The sequence below is a fragment of the Gordonia sp. PP30 genome (assembly GCF_023100845.1).
GTDB lineage: Bacteria > Actinomycetota > Actinomycetes > Mycobacteriales > Mycobacteriaceae > Gordonia.
Genome location: NZ_CP095864.1, coordinates 1,654,901 through 1,674,558, shown reverse-complemented (window position 1 = coordinate 1,674,558; position 19,658 = coordinate 1,654,901). Strand labels below are relative to the sequence as shown.

Sequence of the window (19,658 nt, the reverse complement as noted above, 5' to 3'; positions counted from 1 at the left end):
CAGGTCCGCGGAGCGGACAAATCGGAAGGTGTCGGTCAGGTCACATCAGATCGTCGAGCAGATACGCCGCCCACCAGCAGTCGTCGTGACCACCCGGGTAGGTCCGCAGTTCCGTCGCGAAGCCGTGCGCCACCGCCGTGTCCGCCGCCGCACGCACCGTGGGCTCGAGTTCCTCCTCGAACTCCCCCACCGCCAGTCGCAGCCGCGGCAACCGGCCGGTGGCGGCGCGGAGCTGGTCGTGAATCCATTCCTGCCGGTCGTGGACCTGCGCCGGGCGGGCGGTCAGACCCGGCCGGCACCACACCGACGGCGAGTAGGCCAGCACCTCGTCGACGACGCCCGGATGCCAGGCCGCGAGACTGAGCGCCGCGAGGCCGCCGAGACTCTGCCCCGCGACGATCACGCGCGACGGCGGTCCCGGCAGCTGGCCGCGCACCCGCGGTATCAGCTCGGTGGCCACGGCGTCGAGGACGGCACGGTTGCCGCCCAGCACCGCGAGCCGGTCGCCCGGTGCCGCGGGCGACTCGATGCCGACCACCGCGAACCGGCGCGCCACCCGGCCGGCGCTCGCGGCGCGGGCGAGCACCGCGGGCAGCCGGTAGCGGCCGAACCACTTCTCCGCGTCGAACACCACGAGCAGGTCGACGGGGGCGCCGTCGGCCGGGCGGCCGGGAACGCTCAACGGGCAGCGGAGCACCCGGCCGTCGGCGGTCAGCGTCAGGGTCTCGGTGACGCCCGGCGCCGCGACCGGATCGACCCAGTCGCCGAGAGGGGGCGCGCCGGCGCACCGCAGCACCGAACCGAACGGCGAGCCGGCGCGGAACTCGGTGTTCCGGGTGTCGATCCGCGCGCCCCGCACCACCTCGCGCGAGTACACGATCCGCCCGTCGACGACGCCCGGCGAATCCGCGGCGAACGGATAGATCCGGTACCCGGCCATCGCGCCGCGCGGGGCCGTGATCTCGGTGAACCACAGCCGCGTCCCCGGCTTGCGGCGCATCAGGCCGGCGTCGGCGTGATTCTTGTCGGTGAGCCGGTTGACCCAGACGTACACCCCGGCCGGATCCGGGTCGCCGCCGGTCGGCTGCCAGAGGAAGAGGATGCGCTGGCGGTCCGGGTCGCCGGGGTGATCGGTGATCACCGGGGTCGCGGCGCCGACGAGCACGTCGTGCGGGAGGGCGGCCGACGGGTGCAGCACCAGCGCCCGGAGTTCTTCAGGTCCGGGTTCTTCCGGTCCGGGCCGCCGCAGGTCGGTGTCAGACATGCGTCACCCCGCTGCCGTCGATCGCCGCGGCGATGCTCCCCAGCGCGGGCTGGCGGACCATCCCGGGATGTGTCGTCGCGAGGTCGTGGCGGGTCAGGGTGCCGCCGACATGGGCGGACCAGCCCTGCGGGTCGAGGAAGTCCTCGGCCCCCTCGGTGGCCCGGAACAGCGTCGCGTCCCCACCGAACTCGCCGGTGGTGTGCTCGCGCATGAGGCTCGCGAAATGCGCCACGACGTCGGCGATCGCCCGCACCTGCGCGGCGGTCAGCGCCCCGAACGCGGTGTGTTCCCCGCGGAGTGCGTCGAGCAGGTCGGCGTCGGAGTCGATGGCCTCCTTCTCGACACCGGCCATGATGAGGAAGGCGCGCCGCACCTCGGCGTCCGACGGCGGCGGCTGGGCGGCCCACTGCTCGCTCGGGTAGGCGTCCATCAGGTACAGCCCGGTCACCGCGCGGCCGCGCGCCGCGGCGGCGACCGCCATCTCGTGGGCGATGACGCCGCCGACCGACCAGCCGAGCAGCTGGATCGGCCCGTCGGGCACCGCCTCCTCGATCGCGTCCAGATAGGTTCGCGCGACCTCGGCGAGGCTGACCGGCAGCGGCTCACCACGCAGACCGTCCGCCTGGAGGGCGTAGACGCCGATCGATCGGTCGAGGGCGCCGAGCAGCCCGGCGTAGCACCAGCCCAGGCCGCCGGCCGGGTGGACGCAGAACAGCGGCGCGCGCCCGCTGCCCGGGTCGGCGGCGCGCAGGGTGAGGAGCCGCCCGAAGGGATCGGCGCCGTCGCCTCCGTCGAGGCGCCGCGCGAGGGCGGTGACCGACGGGGCGGCGAACAGGTCGGCGACGGCCGCATCGCGCCCGGTCACCTCCCGGATGCGGGCGGCCAGTCGTGCGGCCGACAGCGAGTTGCCGCCCAGGTCGAAGAAGCTGTCGGTCACCGACACCGCGTCGCGCTCGAGGACCTCGGCGAAGACCGCGGCCAGGGCGATCTCCAGCGGAGACTCCGGCGGCGCGATCTCAGCGCCGCCGAGCACCGGATCGGGCAGCCGCTTGCGATCGAGTTTGCCGTTGCGGGTCATCGGGATCTCGTCGATCACCACGAGCGCGTCGGGGACCATGTACGACGGCAGCCGCCGCGACAGCACGGCCCGCAGCTCGAACAGGTCGACCGTGGTCCCCGGTTCGGGCACCACGTAACCCAGCAGCGTCGCCGACGACCCGCTGCCGCGGGCGATCGCGATGCCGTGCGCGACGCCGGCCGCGTCGCTCAGCGCCGCGCCGACCTCGCCCAGTTCGATGCGCCGGCCGCGGATCTTCACCTGATCGTCGACGCGGCCGATGTAGGTGATGGCACCGTCCGCCTCGCGGCGGGCCAGATCGCCGGTCGCGTACATGCGCTCACCCGGCGCGAACGGATCGGCGACGAAGCGCGTCGCGGTCAGCCCGCTGCGTTTCAGATACCCGCGGGCCAGCTGGACACCGGCCAGATACAGCTCGCCGACGCTGCCGATCGGCAGCGGGCGCAGGGCGTCGTCGAGCACGTAGACCGCGCTGTTGTAGACGGGCAGGCCGATCGGCACGCTCGCGCCGTCCCAGTCCGGCCCCGGCCGCCACCAGGTGATGTCGACCGCGGCCTCGGTAGGCCCGTAGAGGTTGGCGACGATGTTGACGCCGGTGGCGGCGCTGCGCGGCAGGATGCGGCCGGCGGCGGTCAGCGTCTCCGGTGCCAGGGCCTCCCCCGAGCAGACGACGAGCCGCAGCGAGTCGGTGGCGGCGGCCGCGGGCTCGTGCAGGAACGCGGCCAGGGCCGACGGCACGAAGTGGCAGACGGTGACGCCGTGCCGGGTGATCTCGGCCGCCAGCGCGGCCGAGTCGCGGTGCGCACCCGCCGGTGCGACGACCAGCGCGGCACCGGCGATCAGCGGCCAGAAGAACTCCCAGACCGACACGTCGAAGGAGTACGGCGTCTTCTGCAGCACCCGGTCGTGCGTGGTCAGCGCGAAGACGTCGTCCATCCACCGCAGCCGGTTGACGATGCTCGCGTGCTCGATGATGGTGCCCTTGGGGGTGCCGGTGGAGCCGGAGGTGAAGATGAGGTACGCGGCGTTGCGGCCGCCCGGGGCGCTACCCGGCGCACCGCTGCGGGCGCCGTCTCGCGCGCTGACGGTGAGCGCGAGGCCGTCGTGACGCCAGTCGGCGTGACCGGGGTCCGCCGCGGAGAGTTCGGCGACCGGCCGGGCGTCGGACAGGATCGATGCGATGCGCGCGTCCGGGGTCTCCGGGTCGATCGGCAGATAGGCGGCGCCGGCCGCGATCACCGCGTGGATCGCGATCACCATCTCCGGGCAGCGATCCATCCGCAGCGCCACCACCGCGTCGGGCCCGGCACCGAGATCGATGAGCATCGCGGCGAGATCGTCGACGGCGGCACGCAGCTGCGCGTACGTCAGCGTCCGCTGCTCGCCACCGGCGGCCGTCCACACCAGGGCGGTGCGGCTGGAGTGCTGCCGCCCCGCGTCGGCGAGCAGTCCGGCCAGGGTCGCGTCCTCGACGGGGTGACCGGTCTGGTTGTAGGTGACGATCTGCGCGGTCACGTCGTCGGCGTCGGCGACCGGCAGCGAGCCCAGCCGGGTCCGCGGATCCGCCGTGGTGAGGTGATCCATCAGGGCGGCGACGCGATCGGCGTGGCGCGCCGCCGTCTGCGCCGTGTACCGCGCCGGATTGGCCTCCACCTCGAGCACCACGCCGCCGTCCGGCTGGGGCGAGGCGGTGAAGGTGAGATCGTCGACCGGTCCCATCGCGATGTTGCCGACGCGGCCGGTCGCGCCGCCGAAGGCGAGCTCGGGCGTGAAGAACTTGACGTTCACCACCGGCCCGTAGACCACCGCGTCGGTGCCGACCGCCCCGAGGTCGCGCCGCAGCTGCTCGGCCCGGTAGCCCGCGTGCGGGCGCACGACGCCGATCTCGGCGGTGACGGCGTCGAGGAACTCCCCGACCGTCGGCAGCGGTGACACGGTCAGCCGCAGCGGCAAGATGTTGACGGTCGGCTCCATGGTCGGCGGCGCACCGAGACGCCGTGCCGCCCACGGCATGCCGAGGACCACGTTCGGATCGGCCGACAGCGTCGCGGTGTACATCGCGACGGCGGCGAGGGTGGTCTCGGTCCAGCCGTGACGGCCGTTCACCGACCGCGGCCCCAGCCGGCGGGAGGTGCGATGCGGACGGTCGTGGGCGACGGCGGGTGGCAGGTCGGTCAGGCTCGGCGGCCGGGCCGCACCGGCGCAGTAGTCGTGCCAGAACGCGGCGTCCGCCGCGGCATCGGCCGTCGTACCGGTGTCCGCGGGCACGAACGGCGGATCGACCGGCGAGCCCTCGCCGGCCGCGGCGGACGTGTACGACGCGGCGACCCAGCGCAGCAGCGCCGCGAACGAGTAGCCGTCGACGCAGAGGTGGTGGATCCGCTGGGCCCAGACATGGCGGGTGGGCGACAGCCGGATCAGCACCTGGCCGCTGAGCCAGTCATCGGCGATCACCGCCGAGCCGTCGCCCGCGGGCGGCAGGTCCATGAAGGCGGCGATCTCCCGATCGCACGCGGCGTCGGGGTCGCCCTCGCCGCTGACGTCGATCAACGGCAGGTCGTGGGCGCGGGTGACCGGCTCCGCCGCCGGCCGGCCGTCGCCGCCGACCGCGTACCGCGCCTGCAGCGCCGGTATCCGTGCGAGGCACCCCGCGAGGACCTCCGCGAACAGCGCGGGGTCCAGCTCACCGGCGATATCGATCCGCTCGGCGCACTGGTAGGCGACCGATCCGGGCACCTGCTGCTGCCCGAACCAGAGCGCGGTCTGCGCGTCGGTCAGCGTCCCCGCGCCGAGCGGCGTGTCGTGCGCGGTCAGGACTATCGGTTCAGCAGACATGCGAGTACACAATCCTCCGGTGCGGAACGGGCGACGACGGCCGAGCGGAACTTCGCTGATTAGGGTACCCAAACACAGGATGCCCTTAGCGGCTCGGTCCTTCCTCGGCTACGGCGCGAATCAGGCTCAGCCCTCCACGAAGCCGGTGACCGCGAAGTCCGGGAGGCGCGCGTTGAACGTAGCGGCGTCGAGTTGTGGTCGTGCGCATAGCGCGGAAGGAGTTCACCGATCGCGCGCAGCTCCGGGTGGACCACACCGGCGGCGGTCAGCAGCCAACCGGGCGCAACGGTGTATCCGTCGCCAGCGCCGAGGGTCTCCACGGCGAGCTGCACGAACTGCGTGTAGGTGAGACGGTGGACATCGACCGGCAGGCGCCAGGTCTGACCGAAGTCGTCGTCGGTACCTTTGTCGGGGTGCGACTGATCGAGCGGAGATCGGCGGAGTGGTGCCGTGCGAGATCGCGGGCCAACTGGACCGCGATCTGTCCGTTGGCGCCCGGAATGGTGTGCTCGTCGCCCCTCGTCATGCATTGCGGTGACAGCAACACGCCACGAGCGGATGTGAACGCCGTCAACCCGATGAGCCCGGGCTCGATCGACCGGCGCGGTCCGGCGCCGCGGCGAACGATTCGCCGGTCAGGAGTACTCGCCGAACACCCGAGGACGCACCGGAACCTCTTTCCACACGATCGCCAGTCTGGTCGGATCGGCCCGGTCGACGATCACCGGCACGACCTGACCACTGTTCGGATACCTCTTCACCCGCACCTGGCAGCTGTGCTTGACCTTCGTCGCCGCGATTCCCGGCCCAGACACGACACCCAGGACATACGCCGAGTACGAAAACGACGCGATCTCACCGCCTCCGATCCCCGGCGGGGCGCAGACGTCGACCCTGAACCGTCCCCGGACCGGATCCCTCATCCGCCTGGTCCGGAACCAGAGCGCCATACCCACGAGCAACCTCCCTCGATCACAACGGATCCGTCACCGGTACCGCCCCGCGCCAACCGGCCATGGACCGGTCAGCGGCGATCTCGGGCGTCCGCCGACTGAGACCTGCGTCGACAACCCGCCCAACCAGATATACAGCCGCCGGATGACCATCACGTCGGCGGTGCCACGCAAGGTCGACGTCTCCGGCTTGACCCGCCCCGCGTGCAAGAGTCGCTCCCGACGGCGAGCCGCCCCTCCTCGGTGTCATACACGACGAGCGCTCCTCGATTCGCTGCGCCACGTCCTCGGTGGACGTCCGAACCTGCGAGAGAACGCTCGGCTGAAGCCCGATTCCGATGCGTATCCGACAGACCGCCCGATCCCTGCGATCGACAGGTGGGTGTCGAGAAGCAGTTCCGCAGCCCGGTCGAGTCGGCACTGCGCAACGTACGCCGCCGGCGCAACGCCGAGGAGCCGGGTGAAGCTCTCCGCGAACGCCGACCGTGACAGCAAGGCTGTCTGCGCGAGTGAATCCACCGACCACGGAGCGCTCGGATCTCGGTGGATAGCGGTGAGTGCGGCGCCGATGTTCGGGTCCATCGCCGCGGTCAGCCATCCAGGCACCGCGATGTCGGTGGTCGCCGCCCACTGCCGCAGCGCATGAATGAACAGCAGGTCGAGGATCCGTGACGCCATCACGTGGCGGCCGGGCCGCAGGCCCCGAGTCTCGACGAGCAGCAACTCGATGCTCAGCGGAAGCCACGCCGAACCCGGCGCACTCGCCTCGCAATGGATCACGGCGGGCAGGACGGAAAGGACACCGTCCGCGGCAGCGCTGTCGGTATCGAATTCTCCGCACAACCATTCGTTTCCCCCGTCCCCCACAGTTCGTGATCGTCACCGCGTCCGAGGAGTACGAGGTCTCCCGAAGCGAGATCAATACGTCGAGACTGTGCCGTCACCGCGACTCCGGGGGTCGTCGCCAGGTACATCATGCGCCGACCGCGCACCCGCTCGGTGAAGCTGTGGGCAGCCGACATGCTGGCCGCACGTGCTCCTCGCAGACGGACGGACTGAAGCAGCTCAGAAAGCGCGTCCGGATCTGGGCCTGGAGGATCTGCAAAGAAACTCGTCGATTCGGCCACTTTTTTAGCCTTTCATCCTTCTACGCTGGCTGACGACAGCATAGCTATCGACATGTGAAGGGATCAGCCATGGCAGACCAGCCGACCATCGTCCTCGTCCACGGGTTCTGGGGCGGTGCAGCGCACTGGGCGAATGTGATCATCGAACTCCACCGGCGGGGCTACTCGGAGATCCGCGCCGTGGAGAATCCCCTGACATCGCTTCGGGACGACGCCGAGCGCACGCGCACGATGGTGGCGCAGATCAGTGGTCCGGTGGTCCTCGTCGGCCATTCATACGGCGGCGCGGTCATCACCGAGGCCGGAAACCTCCCGAACGTGCGGGCATTGGTCTATGTCGCGGCTTTCGCGCCCGACGCCGGCGAGAGCCCCGGCGCCATCACCCAGGAGAACCCGCCTGCGGGCGCGGCCTCCCTGGTGCCCGACTCGGACGGCTACCTGTGGATCAAGCACACCGAGTTCGGCGAGAGCTTCGCTCAGGATCTCTCCGCGAACGACGTGCTCGTCATGGCGGTGACACAGAAAGCGCCGCTCGCTTCGACGTTCGGCGACCCGATCACCGATCCGGCCTGGCGCCACAAGCCGAGCTGGTACCAGGTGTCCACCGCCGACCACATGATCCATCCAGACAATCAGCGGCGTATGGCCCGGCGCCTGTCCCCGCGCGGCACCATCGAACTGGACTCGAGTCACGCCTCGCTCGCCTCACACCCCGTCGAGGTCGTCGATCTGATCGAGCGCGCCGTAACTGACACGGCCGGCTGAACCGGCATCCCCGGTCGCGACCTTCCCGCTCACCCGGGGGCCCGAAGGTCCGGCGTCTCGTACCGTACCCATCCCGTCCACGCTCGCAGGTCGAGCGACCCGATTCCGGCGGGCTTCCAGTGGAGTACCCAGGGATGCGAAGAACCGCCCCTCACCGTTCTGGCCGGTGAGGGGCGGTTCCTGGTGCGCCATCAGGGACTCGAACCCCGAACCCGCTGATTAAGAGTCAGCTGCTCTGCCAATTGAGCTAATGGCGCTTGGCCTTGCGAGAAGAAACATTAACAGGCGTACCGCCGAGATAAAAATCGGCTGGTCAACGCCATTTTTCGCCTCCGCAAGCGACCGGCGGGGTCAGTTCCTGACGACCTTGCGGACCACCAGGACCACCATCAGGCCGCCAGCACCGATCAGACCGAACTTCACCGGGGGCCGGTTCAGGAAGGCAAGTACCTTGGTCTTGGCATCGTTGGCCAGGTGCTGCGGATTCGCCCGCTCGGCGAGCTGATCCAGGGTTGTCGCCAGTTCCTCGCGCGCTTGCGCGATCTGCTGCTCGATCTTGTCGGTGTCGTCGGCCACGCGGTCCTCCACGGTTGGTGTCGTTCACCCGCTCATGACGGGATCACTGCATCGGTGTCGCTCGCGGGCTGCGAACCCGCGATGTGTCGAGAGTACCCAGCGCGGCCGCTGCAGGGACGCCGGGCGTGGACGACGGCACCGACCTCGCCCCGGTCTCCGCCGCCGGGGCGTGGCCCACTTCGCCCGGCTCGGCCGTTACGCCCGGGGAGCGGCCCAGCTAGGGTGAGGTCATGCCTGTAGACGGACGCCTGGTACCCGGTGACATCGCTCCCCCGTTCTCGCTCCCCGACGCGAACGGCGATCCGGTCTCCCTCGCCGAGTACGCCGGCCGGAAGGTGATCGTCTATTTCTACCCCGCCGCAATGACGCCGGGTTGCACCAAGCAGGCGTGCGACTTCCGCGACAACCTCGCGGAGCTGAACGGCGAGGGCGTCGCCGTGATCGGTATCTCCCCCGACAAGCCGGAGAAGCTCGCCAAGTTCGCCGCCCGCGATGACCTCAACTTCCCACTCCTGTCCGACCCGGACAAGACGGTGCTGACCGCCTACGGCGCGTTCGGCGAGAAGAAGCTCTACGGCAAGGTGGTGACCGGCGTCATCCGGTCCACCTTCCTGATCGACGAGACCGGCCACATCGCCGCCGCACAATACAACGTGCGGGCCACCGGGCACGTCGCCAAGCTGCGCCGGGACCTGTCGCTGTAGCGGCCGCCGAGTCACGACCCGCCACCGTGCCCGACCTCACCGAGCCGCTGGTGCCGCGCAAGCGGCCCACACAGGAACGCAGCCGCCGCAAATTCACCGACATCCTCACCGCGGCCCGGGAGGTGCTGATCGACGTCGGCTTCGACTCACTGACCTGCGAGCAGATCGCCCAGCGGGCGGACGTCCCGATCGGCACGCTCTACCAGTACTTCGCGAACAAGTATGTGATCGTCTGCGAGCTGGATCGCGTCGACACCACCTCGGTGCGCGACGAACTGACCGCGTTCTCCGAGGAGATTCCCTCGCTGGAATGGCCCGCGCTGCTGGAGAAGTTCCTCGACCACCTGGCCGCCCTGTGGCGCACCGATCCGTCCCGCCGCGCGGTCTGGCTGGCCGTGCAGTCGACGCCCGCCACCCGTGCCACCGCCTCGCTCAACGAGCGACTGCTGGCCACCCAGGTGGCCCGCCTGCTCGCGCCGCTGACGCCCAGTCAGCGGTCCCGCCGGGAGATGATGGCCCAGGTGCTGGTGCACACCGCCTACTCACTGCTGAGCTTCTCCGTGCAAGACGGGCACGACCACGACCAGACCGTGCACGAGCTCAAACGCATGCTCGCCGGCTACCTGCTGCTCGAGGAGACAGCGGGCGCCGGCTGAGCATGCGCACGGACGGTCAGTCCACGTCCTCCAGGATCGCCACGGCGGCGGCCGTCGAGCCGTCGTGCGTCAGCGAGATGTGAATCTTCACCCCCGCGAGGTACTTCGCCAGATCACCGTGCAGGCGGACGTGCGGGCGTCCCCAGTTGTCGGTGATGACCTCGATATCGTTCACCGCGGTCTCCGGCAGCACCGGGGCCTGCGCGAACCTGCTCGACGACCACGCCTTGATCACCGCTTCCCGAGCGGCCCAGCGGACCGCGAGGTGCCGTGCCGGATCACCGGTCCGGGACGCCGCGTCGCGGCGCTCGGAGACCCGGAAACCCATCTGCATGGTCGATCCCGCCTGATCCAGCAGCGCGGCGAACTCCGTGACATCGACGATGTCCAGTCCGACTCCGATCACGCTCACTTGTACTCGCCCTCCGCGTCGAGACGGACCTGCGGATCGAGCAGCAGCGCGGCCTCGGCGTCGTGCTCGTCGACCGCCTCGTCGAACCGCCTGTTCGGCGGCCTGCGATAGGCCGGTTCGACGCCGCACATCGCCGACAGCAACCGCTGCTGTCCTTCGCGGAGCCGCTCGGCGGCCCGCGCCCGGTACTCCTCGCGCTCCGCCGCCGGCAGCGTGGCCAGGAAGGCCTCCGGATGGACGACGGCGACGAGACCGGACACGTGACCGAACCCGAGGCTGGTCAGCACGCCCGCCTTGAGCGGGAAGCGCTCCCCCAGTCGCAGCGGCTCGCGTGCCCACACCAGGTGCGGATACTCGGCCATCTTCTCGTCGACGCAGTCGAGGCTGCGGTTCGGCGGGATCACCCCGTCGCGGAGCACCTGGCACAGACCGATCAGCTGGAAGGCGGCGGCACCGCCCTTGGCGTGACCGGTGAGCGACTTCTGCGACACCACGAACAGCGGCGCACCGTCGCTGCGCCCGATCGCCGACGCGAGCCGCTCGTGCAGCTCGGACTCGTTCGGATCGTTGGCGCGGGTCGAGGTGTCGTGCTTGGACACGACGGCCACGTCGTCGGCCGAGACGCCCAGAGTGGCGAGTGAGTTCGCCAGCGGCGAGCTGCCCGCCCCGCGAGCCGCGCCGAGCGCACCGAGACCCGGAGCCGGAATCGAGGTGTGCACGCCGTCACCGAAGCTCTGCGCCCAGGCGACCACGCCCAGGACGGGCAGGCCCATCTGCGCGGCCACGTCCCCGCGGGCCAGCAGCACCGTGCCGCCGCCCGCCGATTCGACGAAGCCGCCGCGGCGCCGGTCGTTGGCGCGGGAGAAGCGGCGCTCGTCGATCCCCTTGGCCGCCATCTTGGCCGAGTCCGCGGTGGCCGACATGTCGCCGAAGCCCACGATCCCCTCGATGCCGAGGTCGTCGAAGCCGCCGGCGACGGCGAACAGCGCCTTGCCCAGACGGATCTTGTCGACGCCCTCCTCGACCGAGACCGCCGCCGTCGCACAGGCCGCGACGGGGTGGATCATCGCGCCGTACGAGCCGATGTACGACTGCACGACGTGCGCCGCGACCACGTTCGGCAGTGCTTCCTGCAGGATGTCGTTCGCCTTGGCCTCACCCAGCAGGGTGTCGACGTACAGCGAGCGCATCGAGGTCATGCCACCCATGCCGGTGCCCTGCGTGTTGGCCACCAGTCCCGGGTGCACCCAGCGCATCAGTTCGGCCGGGCTGAAGCCGGCGGTCAGGAACGCGTCGACGGTGGCGACCAGGTTCCACAGGGCCACCCGGTCCACCGACTCGGCCATGTCGGGCGAGACGCCCCACCGGACCGGGTCGAAGCCGGTCGGGATCTGCCCGCCGACGGTCCGTGACAGGGCGAAGCGGCGCGGCACCCGGATCTCGGTCCCGGCCAGCCTGGTGACGGTCCAGTCGCCGGTGGCCTCGTTCGGCGTCACCCGGGTGCGCTCGGGATCGGCGGCGGCGAACGCGCGGGCCTGCGCCTCCGACGGCACCGAGAAGCTCAGGTCCTCGTCCAGGAACACCGACTCCAGCAGCGGTGCGGTGTTGTCGGTCATCGCGCCCTCATCGGCGTAGCGGCGGATGCCGCAGCGCTCCAGAACCGCGTCGTGATAGCGCTCGGCGATGTCCGACTCGGCGACCGGGTCACCGGTCTCGACGTCGTACCAGCCCGGCTTCGGCGCGGTGTCCCACTGGATCAGGCCGGTCGTCCAGGCGAGCTCCAGCACGCCTGCGGCGGAGAGCTTCTCGTCCACCTCCATCTCGAAGCGGGTGCGGGCCGAGCCGTACGGGCCGACCTCGCCGGCGCCCACGATCACGACCAGATCCTCCGGCCGGGCGTTCAGCTCGGGCCAGTCGATCCGGTGTCCGGTGGCCGCGCGGGCCGGTGCGGGCAGCGCGGCGACCTCGACGCCGTCCTCGACGGCGTCGTCGGCCGTGGCGGCGGCCGCGGCCTGCTGGGCCTCCTCGGCGAGGGCCTTCATGTCGAGGGTGGCCTCACCGAGGCCGCCGGTGAAGTCGGCCTCCACCGGGGCGATCCGCGCGGCCGCACGCTGCTCGGCGCTGCACAGCCCGATCAGCTGCTCGGCCATCTCCTGTGTGCTCCAGGTGCGCACACCGGCCTTCTCGACGGCCTCGACCAGCACGTCGTTGCCGCCCATCAGCCCGGTGCCGCGCACCCAGCCGATCAGGACGTGCGCCAGGCTGGTGCGACCGCTCCACGAGTCCTCGGCGCTCCAGCGCTTGACCAGCGCGTCGAGCGCGGCCTTGCTCTCGCCGTAGGCGCCGTCGCCGCCGAACATGCCGCGGTTGGGCGAGCCCGGCAGCACCACGTGCAGCCGCCCGGCGATGTCGTGGTCGGCGCCGATCTCGGACAGCCCGGCGATCAGCCGTTCGACCGACCACAGCAGCACCTTCATCTCCAGCTCGGCGCGCGCACCGGCGTCGGTGAGGTCACCGGCGACGCGCGGCGCGGCGAACGGGAACAGCAGCGTGGGCCGCATCGCCGGCTTCACGACGGCGGTGCTCGCACCGAGGTTCTCCGTCTGCTCGGAGCCGAGCCACTCGGTCAGGGCGTCGACGTCGGTGTACGACGCCATGTTGGCCGGCAGCACCCAGAGCGCCGCGCCGGTCCGGGCGTGGTCGCGGTACAGCTTCTTGTAGAACGCCAGGCGCTCGGAGTTCAGCCGCGACGTGGTCGCGACGACGGTGGCGCCGCCGGCCAGCAGTTCACCGGCCACGGCCGCGGCGATCGAGCCCGCCGACGCACCGGTCACCACCGCGATGTCGCCGGCGAACGCGCCGGGTTCCGCGCTGACGGCGGCGTCGGCGATCGCGGCGTACAGCTCCGCGTGGGCCGGCCGGCCCTCGACCGCGGCCCGGTTCTCCCACCACCGCGCGTGTGCGGCGACGGTCTCCCCGGCCGCGGTGAAGCGGGCCGCCTCGGCCGAAAGCTCCTCGGCGTCGGTGAGCCACAGCAGCGCCAGATCCTCGCGGGCCGACGCCCAGCGATCATCGATCAGCACGGCACGTTCTTCGTCGAACACCGGTGCCACGGTGCGCGCCCAGTCGGCGCCCAGTTCGGCACTGACCCGGTCGGCCAGCGCGCCGGCCTCCGGATCGGCCTCCGGGGCCGACGAGGTGTCGGTGAGACCGAGCTTGGCCAGGATGGTCTGCGCGGTCGCGGCCAGCACGCCGTCCGGGCCGGTGATCTGGTCGGCGAACTCGCCGAGGGCGGCGGCGTCGACGGTGGCACCGCCACCGCCGGCGGCCACCGGCAACTCCACCGCGATCCCGCGGGCCGCACCGACACCGCGGACGGCGCGGTCGATCACCGCGTCGAGGGCCTCGGCGTTGGCGACCGGACCGTCGAGCAGGTCACCGAGGTCACCGCCGCGCACCGAGGCGCCCTCGCGGGTGCCCAGCGCCAGCGCGACGAGGGTGTGCAGGGCCCAGCCCGATCCGAGCTGCCAGGCACCGGTGACCCGGTCGGTCACGTACGACTGGCGCTTGCCCAGCGGACCGGCGATCTTGCGGAACTGATCGCCGACCGCGTCGGTGAGCACGTCGCCGAGCGGCCGGTAGCCGCGGGCCAGCGAGTCGACGGTGGTGGCGAGAGCGGTCATGTCCGCCTCGGCAGCGCCGTCGATCGCGCCGAGCCCGAGTTCGGCGCCGACGTCGAGCAGGAGCTGGTTGCGGCGCGACGACACGCCGTCGCACAGTGCCTCGATGGTGTCGACGGCACCGATCTGGTCCGGCCGCATCTTGGTCCACAGGGCGATCACCGACCGGACCGCGTCGGACGGACCGAACGCGATGTCGGCGGGGCGCGGACCGGCGGCCGCGGCCGGGGCGGCTGCGGCGGGCGCCGCGGCCGGAGCCGATGCCGCGGGAGCGGCCTCGGCGGCCGGGGCCTCGTCGGCGACGTCGGGCTCGGGCTCGGCGCCCTGGTCCTGCCCGGTGAGCAGCAGCGCGTCGGCCTCGGCGTTGAGGAGTTCGGCCGTCGATGCCGCGTACTGCGGCAGCTTCAGGGTGTTGCGGGCCAGGCCGGTGATGGTCGGCGCGGTCTTGACGCCGACCTCCACGAAACGCTGGGTCCCCAGACCGCCGGCCTCCGGCGGCGAGAACAGCAGATCCTGCGTCTCGATCCAGCGCACCGGACTGGCGAACTGCCAGGCCAGCAGCTCGATCAGCATCACGCGGGTCAGGTCACCCGGGCGCGAGGACCACGAGTCCCAGTCCGCCAGCACCGCGTCCAGCGGCTCGGAGGGCACCAGATCGGCGATCTCCTGGACGAACTCGCGCTCCAGATTGAACAGGCGCGGAACCAGGTTCGGGATGTAGCGGCCGACCAGGATGTCCGGGTCGATGTCGGCGGGCAGCAGCTCATCGAGCTTGCCGCGGAACTCCGGCACCCCGGCGCGCAGCACCGTCGAGTGGAAGGGCACGTCGATGCCCGGCACCAGGATGAAGGCGCGCTTGCCACCGAATTCGGCGACCCGGCGCACGATCTCGGTCTCCAGCGCCTCCAGCCCGCGGACGGTGCCCGCGATGGCGTACTGGGAACCGAGGAGGTTCAGGTTCACCACCTCGAGGTACTCCCCGGCCTGGTCGGCGATCTCGGCGACGAAACCGGTCACGTCGGCGTCGGCGAGCCCGAACTGGCTCGGCCGGATCGCGGCCATGCGGTAGTCGCTGCGACCCTTCTCGTCACGCGGCACCAGGTGGTGCATCGCCGAGCCACGCTGGAACACGACCTCCAGGACGGCCTCCAGCGGCAGCACCCCGGCGCACGCGGCGAGGGCGTTGTACTCACCGACCGAGTGGCCGCAGGTGATGGCACCCTCGACGAAGCCACCGGCCTCACGCAGTTCGGCGACCTGCGCGACACCCAGCGTCGCCATCGCGACCTGTGTGAACTGGGTCAGGAACAGCACGCCGTCGGGGTGGTGGTAGGTCTCGCCGTTCGCGATCAGGGTGGTCGGGTTGTCGCGGACCACCGCCAGGATCGAGAAGCCGAGAGCCTCGCGGGTGTGCGCGTCGGCGCGATCCCACACGGCGCGGGCGGCCTTGCTCCGCGAGCGCGCCTCGAGGCCCATCCCCTTGCTCTGGATGCCCTGGCCGGGGAAGGCGTACACGGTGCGCGGGGCGTCGAGCAGCGCGGTCGCGGCCATCACCAGGTCGTCGCCGACCTTGGCGGTCACCTCGATCACGTCGCGTCCGGCGTCCATGCCGACCCGGTCGACGCGGATGGTGATCTCGTCACCGAGGCGGACCATGCCGAGGAAGCGGGCGGTCCAGCCGCGGATCGCGCGGGCGCTGGGCACCGGGTTGTCCCGGTCGGCGGCGGTCACCACCTGCTGCGCGGCGGCCGACAGCCACATGCCGTGCACGATCGGGTCGCCGAGGCCGGCCAGCTTCGCGGCCAGCGCATCGACGTGGATCGGGTTGCGGTCGCCGGAGACGACGGCGAAGCCGCCCATGTGCTCCGGCGCCGTGACGGTCGCGGTCCGGACGTGCTTGCGGGTTCCGGTGCGCTCGTCGTCCGGCGCGCCGCCGGCGCGCAGCGGATCGGCCAGGTCGGCGTCACCGGAACGGCCGCGGATGGCGAAGCGCTCGTGCAGGGTCGCGACCGGTGCGCCGTCGGCCTGCTCCACGGTGGCGGTCACTTCGACGACGCGGCCGACGGCGCTGTCGTAGACCCCGCCGAGTCGCGCGGTCACGGTCAGCTCGGTGTCCGACGCCGGGATGTCGCCGGTCAGCTCGATCGCATGATCCAGGTGGACCAGGTCGAGGAGACCCTCCACCACCGGGAGTCCGGCGTCGGTGGTCGCGGCGCCGATGACGCTGAACACGGCGGGCCAGCACGTGGTGACCAGGGTGTCCGGCACGGCGAAGCCGAGCGGCATGGCCGGCGTGACGGGAGTCAGGTTGCGCGGCAGCGTGGCCGCGGTGACACCGCTGTGATCGGCGACCGAGTCGGCCTGCCAGGCGACCGTGACGGTGGCGGCGCCCGCGTCGATCGCGGCCAGCGAACCACCGGCGGCGACGGTCAGCAGCTCGCGCATGGCGGTGGCGGCCTCGTCGACGCCGACGCGCGGCACGCCGCCGTCGAGCACCGAGGCGTCCACGGCCAGCGGAATACGGACGTGCGTGCCGGACACCGGCACGGCCAGCTCGAACGACGCGGGCAGTGCGCCCTCGTCGGACAGCCGGGTCAGTCGTGCGCCGGTGGGCCCGTGATCGGCCACCTGGCCGTCGTACACCTCCCAGGCGTCGAGGTCGCCGAGCAGCGCGATCGGGTTGGCGACGATGCGCCCAGCCCAGGAGACGTCGACCGACTCCAGCAGCACGGTGATCGCTCCGGCCGACGGCACGGTCCCGGTGCGACGGCGGGCGTCGGCCGGCCAGACGTGCTCGCCGGCCTGCTTGAGCTGGTCGACGGTGTGCGCCTCGAAGCGGTTCAGCAGATCCCCGACCGGCTCGTTCGCTTCGGTGATGCCGGCGACGGCGACCGGTCCCGGGATGATGCAGACCTCGTCGGCGCGGTAGCGGGCGTCGTGCGCCTGCCACAGCGAGTCGCTGCGCCACCAGCGCCGGACGTCCTTGTCGATCACCGGCACGAAGTTGACGGGCTTGCCCGGGGTCCGGCACAGCTCCAGGAAGAAGGCGACGTCGGCCGGGTGCAGGATGTCGTCGTCGATCGCTGGGTAGGCGGCCGCCAGCGCGAGGATCGCGGCGTGCGGGCTGTCGACGTCGCCGTCGAACAGCGAGACGAAGGTTCCCGAGTCGAGGTCGTTCATCCGGGCCTCGGTGCGGCGGCACATGTCGGTGAAGCGTTGCGCCCAGGTGATGTCCGCCCAGGGCAGCGGGTCGGCGTCGGCCGGTCCCACCGAGAGGTCGGCGTAGCGGGTGAGCCACTGCCGGTAGGTCATGGTGTCGACATCGCCGAAGTACGGCTTGGCGGTGCCGGCCATCGCGGCGATGATCTCGTCGCGACGCTCGGCGACGGCCTCGGCATCACCGGCGACGTCGTCGAGGAGGCGGCCGCAGCGGGAGGCGGTGTTGTCGATCTCGTGGATGTCGGCGCCGAGCTGGCTGCGCCCGGAAGCCATGCCGGCCTCGCTGTGACCGGCGCCGATCCAGTCCTCGCAGCCGGCGGTCTCGACCAGCAGCTGCTTCACCTCGGGTGCGGTGGTGGCCTCCAGGGTGGCCATCGCGGCGGTGCCGATCAGGATGCCGTCCAGCGGCATCAGCGGGTAGCCGTGGCGGGCGGCCCACTCGCCGGTCAGGTAGTCCGCGGCGCGCTCGGGCGTGCCGATGCCGCCACCGACGCAGAGCACCACGTTGGGTCGGTCACGCAGCGCGCCGTAGGTCGACAGCAGCAGGTCGTCCAGGTCTTCCCACGAATGGTGTCCACCGGCGCGGCCGCCCTCGATCTGCACGATCACCGGGAACTCCGGCACCTCGGTGGCGATCCGGATCACCGAGCGGATCTGGTCGACGGTGCCGGGCTTGAACGCCACGTAGTGCAGCTGCGCCTCGTTGAGCTCGTGGACCAGGTCGACGGCCTCCTCCAGCTCGGGGATGCCCGCGGTGATGATCACGCCGTCGATCGGGGCGCCGGCGGCGCGTGCCTTCTGCACCAGCCGCTTGCCGCCGAGCTGCAGCTTCCAGAGGTAGGGATCGAGGAACAGCGAGTTGAACTGCACCTCGCGGCCCGGCTCGAGGAGCGCGGTGAGTCGCTCGACGTTCTCGGCGAAGATCGCCTCGGTCACCTGGCCGCCACCGGCCAGCTCCGACCAGTGACCGGCGTTGGCCGCGGCGGCCACGATGGCCGGGTCGACCGTGGTCGGGGTCATGCCGGCGAGCATCATCGGCGACCGTCCGGTCAGCCGGGTGAACGGGGTGTCGACGACGACGCGGCCGTCCGGCAGCTCGGCCAGACGCGGCGCGTAGAGCGCCCACGGTGCCGACACCTCCGGGACGTTGCCCGGGACGAAGAGGTTGCGCTGTCCGCCGCGGGTGGCGACCGGCACGGCGCCGACGCCCTGCCCGCGGACCAGCGACGACGCCAGGCGGGTGGCCAGGTCTGACGGCCCGAAGTCGAGCAGCCAGCGTGCGCCGCTGGCCACGACCTCGCCGACCTGCGAGACCCAGTCGACGGGCTCCACCAGGATCGCGGAGGCGTAGCGGTGCGCGAGCGCCGGGTCGAGGCCGCAGCGCTGCGCCCAGTCGGTCACCAGGGCGATCGCCGGGGCCATGTCGGGGTGGTGGAACGGCACGGTCGTCATGACGTTCTCGAAGACGGGTGCGAAGGGGCTGCCGCCGGTCAGCTTCCGCTTGTGCTCGTCGGCCGCGACCGCGGCCTTCTCCTCGCACAGGATCGCGAACGCGGCCAGGTGACGGGGGGCGCCGGAGATGACGACGGCGCGACGGCCGTTGTGCACGGCGACGGCCGGCGCACCGATCCGCTGATCGGCGGGCAGTGCCGTCACGTACTGCGCCAGCAGCACCTCGATGTCCTGCGGAGCGACCTGCGAGACGGAGAGCATCGGCGAGGAGTCGGCGGTGCCGGTCAGACCGCGGCGGCGCGCGGTGAGCGCGGCGGCCGCACCGATCAACTGGGCCAGCACCAGGAGCTGCGCGTCGTCGGCGTCGCGCTGCTGATCGCCGGCCGGCAGCGCCTCGGTGGCCAGAACGCCCTGCGAGTGTCCGACGACGGCGATCGGCGGGACCACCGCCGTGTCCAGGCCCTGCTTGGTGACCGAGGCGATCACCGCGAGCTGGCTCAGGAGCACACCCGGCAGCGACACGGTGACCTCGGCGAGGTCGGCATCGCTGGGCACCGGGCGGTCCTCGTCGAGGTCGTGCATCCAGGTGAGCGGGGTGAACGGCAGCGTGCCCGCACGCGCCAGGTCCTCGGCGACCGGCGCGAGCATCGCGCGCACCGACTCCAGGACCTCCGCCATCGGCGCTTCCAGATCGGCGTCGATCACCGCTTCGGTGAACGTCGGCAGCCAGGCGCCGCCCTGTCCACCGAAGCTGACGGCGTAGGCCTCACCGGCGGCGAGACGATCGAGCAGGCTCGGTTCCGGTGCGGCGGGGCGTTCGTGGCGCTGACGGGAACGGAACTGGTCGAGGGTCACAGGCTCTCCTGAAAATGAGCGGTCGTAGGCGGTCGGCGTGGGTCGTCGTCGACCGCCCCATCATGACACGCAAATGTGAGGC

Annotated in this window: 11 protein-coding genes and 1 tRNA gene; 3 read left to right on the top strand and 9 right to left on the bottom strand. The window is 71.7% G+C overall.

The window, feature by feature from the left end; genetic code table 11:
* Positions 1 to 40: 40 nt before the first annotated feature.
* The 5 genes from MYK68_RS07585 to MYK68_RS07565 form a co-directional block, all read right to left on the bottom strand.
* Positions 41 to 1,264: an alpha/beta hydrolase gene (locus MYK68_RS07585; protein WP_247867252.1), complete on the bottom strand. Its 1,224-nt coding sequence runs from the start codon at positions 1,262 to 1,264 to the stop codon at positions 41 to 43.
* Positions 1,257 to 5,177, bottom strand: a complete 3,921-nt coding sequence (locus MYK68_RS07580; protein ID WP_247867251.1) for a non-ribosomal peptide synthetase — start codon at positions 5,175 to 5,177, stop codon at positions 1,257 to 1,259. The genes MYK68_RS07585 and MYK68_RS07580 overlap by 8 nt, the downstream gene beginning before the upstream one ends.
* Before the next feature lie 635 nt (positions 5,178 to 5,812).
* Positions 5,813 to 5,992 carry a hypothetical protein gene (locus tag MYK68_RS07575; RefSeq protein WP_247867250.1) on the bottom strand — a complete coding sequence of 60 codons (180 nt, stop codon included), beginning with the start codon at positions 5,990 to 5,992 and terminating at the stop codon, positions 5,813 to 5,815.
* A gap of 384 nt (positions 5,993 to 6,376) precedes the next feature.
* Positions 6,377 to 6,973, bottom strand: coding sequence for an AraC family transcriptional regulator (locus tag MYK68_RS20775; protein ID WP_283255285.1), 597 nt, complete (start codon positions 6,971 to 6,973; stop codon positions 6,377 to 6,379).
* Positions 6,907 to 7,152 carry a cupin domain-containing protein gene (locus tag MYK68_RS07565; protein ID WP_283255301.1) on the bottom strand — a complete coding sequence of 82 codons (246 nt, stop codon included), beginning with the start codon at positions 7,150 to 7,152 and terminating at the stop codon, positions 6,907 to 6,909. The genes MYK68_RS20775 and MYK68_RS07565 overlap by 67 nt, the downstream gene beginning before the upstream one ends.
* A 174-nt stretch (positions 7,153 to 7,326) precedes the next feature.
* Here MYK68_RS07565 and MYK68_RS07560 point away from each other — a divergent pair, with 174 nt between their 5' ends.
* Complete coding sequence (locus MYK68_RS07560) at positions 7,327 to 8,022, top strand: alpha/beta hydrolase (protein WP_247867249.1); 696 nt, start codon at positions 7,327 to 7,329, stop codon at positions 8,020 to 8,022.
* Positions 8,023 to 8,203: 181 nt separating this feature from the next.
* Here MYK68_RS07560 and MYK68_RS07555 read toward each other — a convergent pair.
* Positions 8,204 to 8,279: transfer RNA gene (locus tag MYK68_RS07555), tRNA-Lys, on the bottom strand.
* 94 nt (positions 8,280 to 8,373) lie between these two features.
* A complete protein-coding gene (locus MYK68_RS07550) occupies positions 8,374 to 8,598 on the bottom strand; it encodes a DUF3618 domain-containing protein (RefSeq protein WP_247867248.1) in 225 nt (74 codons plus the stop codon).
* A 230-nt stretch (positions 8,599 to 8,828) separates the two neighbouring features.
* On the opposite strand from MYK68_RS07550, the gene bcp reads away from it, so the two are divergent.
* Positions 8,829 to 9,302 (top strand): thioredoxin-dependent thiol peroxidase, encoded by a 474-nt coding sequence (gene bcp / locus MYK68_RS07545; RefSeq protein WP_247867247.1) that lies wholly within the window; start codon positions 8,829 to 8,831, stop codon positions 9,300 to 9,302.
* Between the two features lie 26 nt (positions 9,303 to 9,328).
* Positions 9,329 to 9,958: a TetR/AcrR family transcriptional regulator gene (locus tag MYK68_RS07540; RefSeq protein ID WP_247867246.1), complete on the top strand. Its 630-nt coding sequence runs from the start codon at positions 9,329 to 9,331 to the stop codon at positions 9,956 to 9,958.
* A 16-nt stretch (positions 9,959 to 9,974) separates the two neighbouring features.
* Here MYK68_RS07540 and acpS read toward each other — a convergent pair whose 3' ends face one another.
* Complete coding sequence (gene acpS, locus MYK68_RS07535) at positions 9,975 to 10,370, bottom strand: holo-ACP synthase AcpS (protein ID WP_247867245.1); 396 nt, start codon at positions 10,368 to 10,370, stop codon at positions 9,975 to 9,977.
* Positions 10,367 to 19,576, bottom strand: a complete 9,210-nt coding sequence (locus tag MYK68_RS07530; protein ID WP_247867244.1) for a type I polyketide synthase — start codon at positions 19,574 to 19,576, stop codon at positions 10,367 to 10,369. The genes acpS and MYK68_RS07530 overlap by 4 nt, the downstream gene beginning before the upstream one ends.
* Between the last annotated feature and the right edge of the window lie 82 nt (positions 19,577 to 19,658).

Coding starts and splice junctions, on each gene's coding strand:
- MYK68_RS07585 (WP_247867252.1), bottom strand. CDS start 1,264: ATGTCTGACACCGACCTGCGGCGGCCCGGACCGGAAGAACCCGGACCT.
- MYK68_RS07580 (WP_247867251.1), bottom strand. CDS start 5,177: ATGTCTGCTGAACCGATAGTCCTGACCGCGCACGACACGCCGCTCGGC.
- MYK68_RS07565 (WP_283255301.1), bottom strand. CDS start 7,152: ATGTCGGCTGCCCACAGCTTCACCGAGCGGGTGCGCGGTCGGCGCATG.
- MYK68_RS07560 (WP_247867249.1), top strand. CDS start 7,327: ATGGCAGACCAGCCGACCATCGTCCTCGTCCACGGGTTCTGGGGCGGT.
- bcp (WP_247867247.1), top strand. CDS start 8,829: ATGCCTGTAGACGGACGCCTGGTACCCGGTGACATCGCTCCCCCGTTC.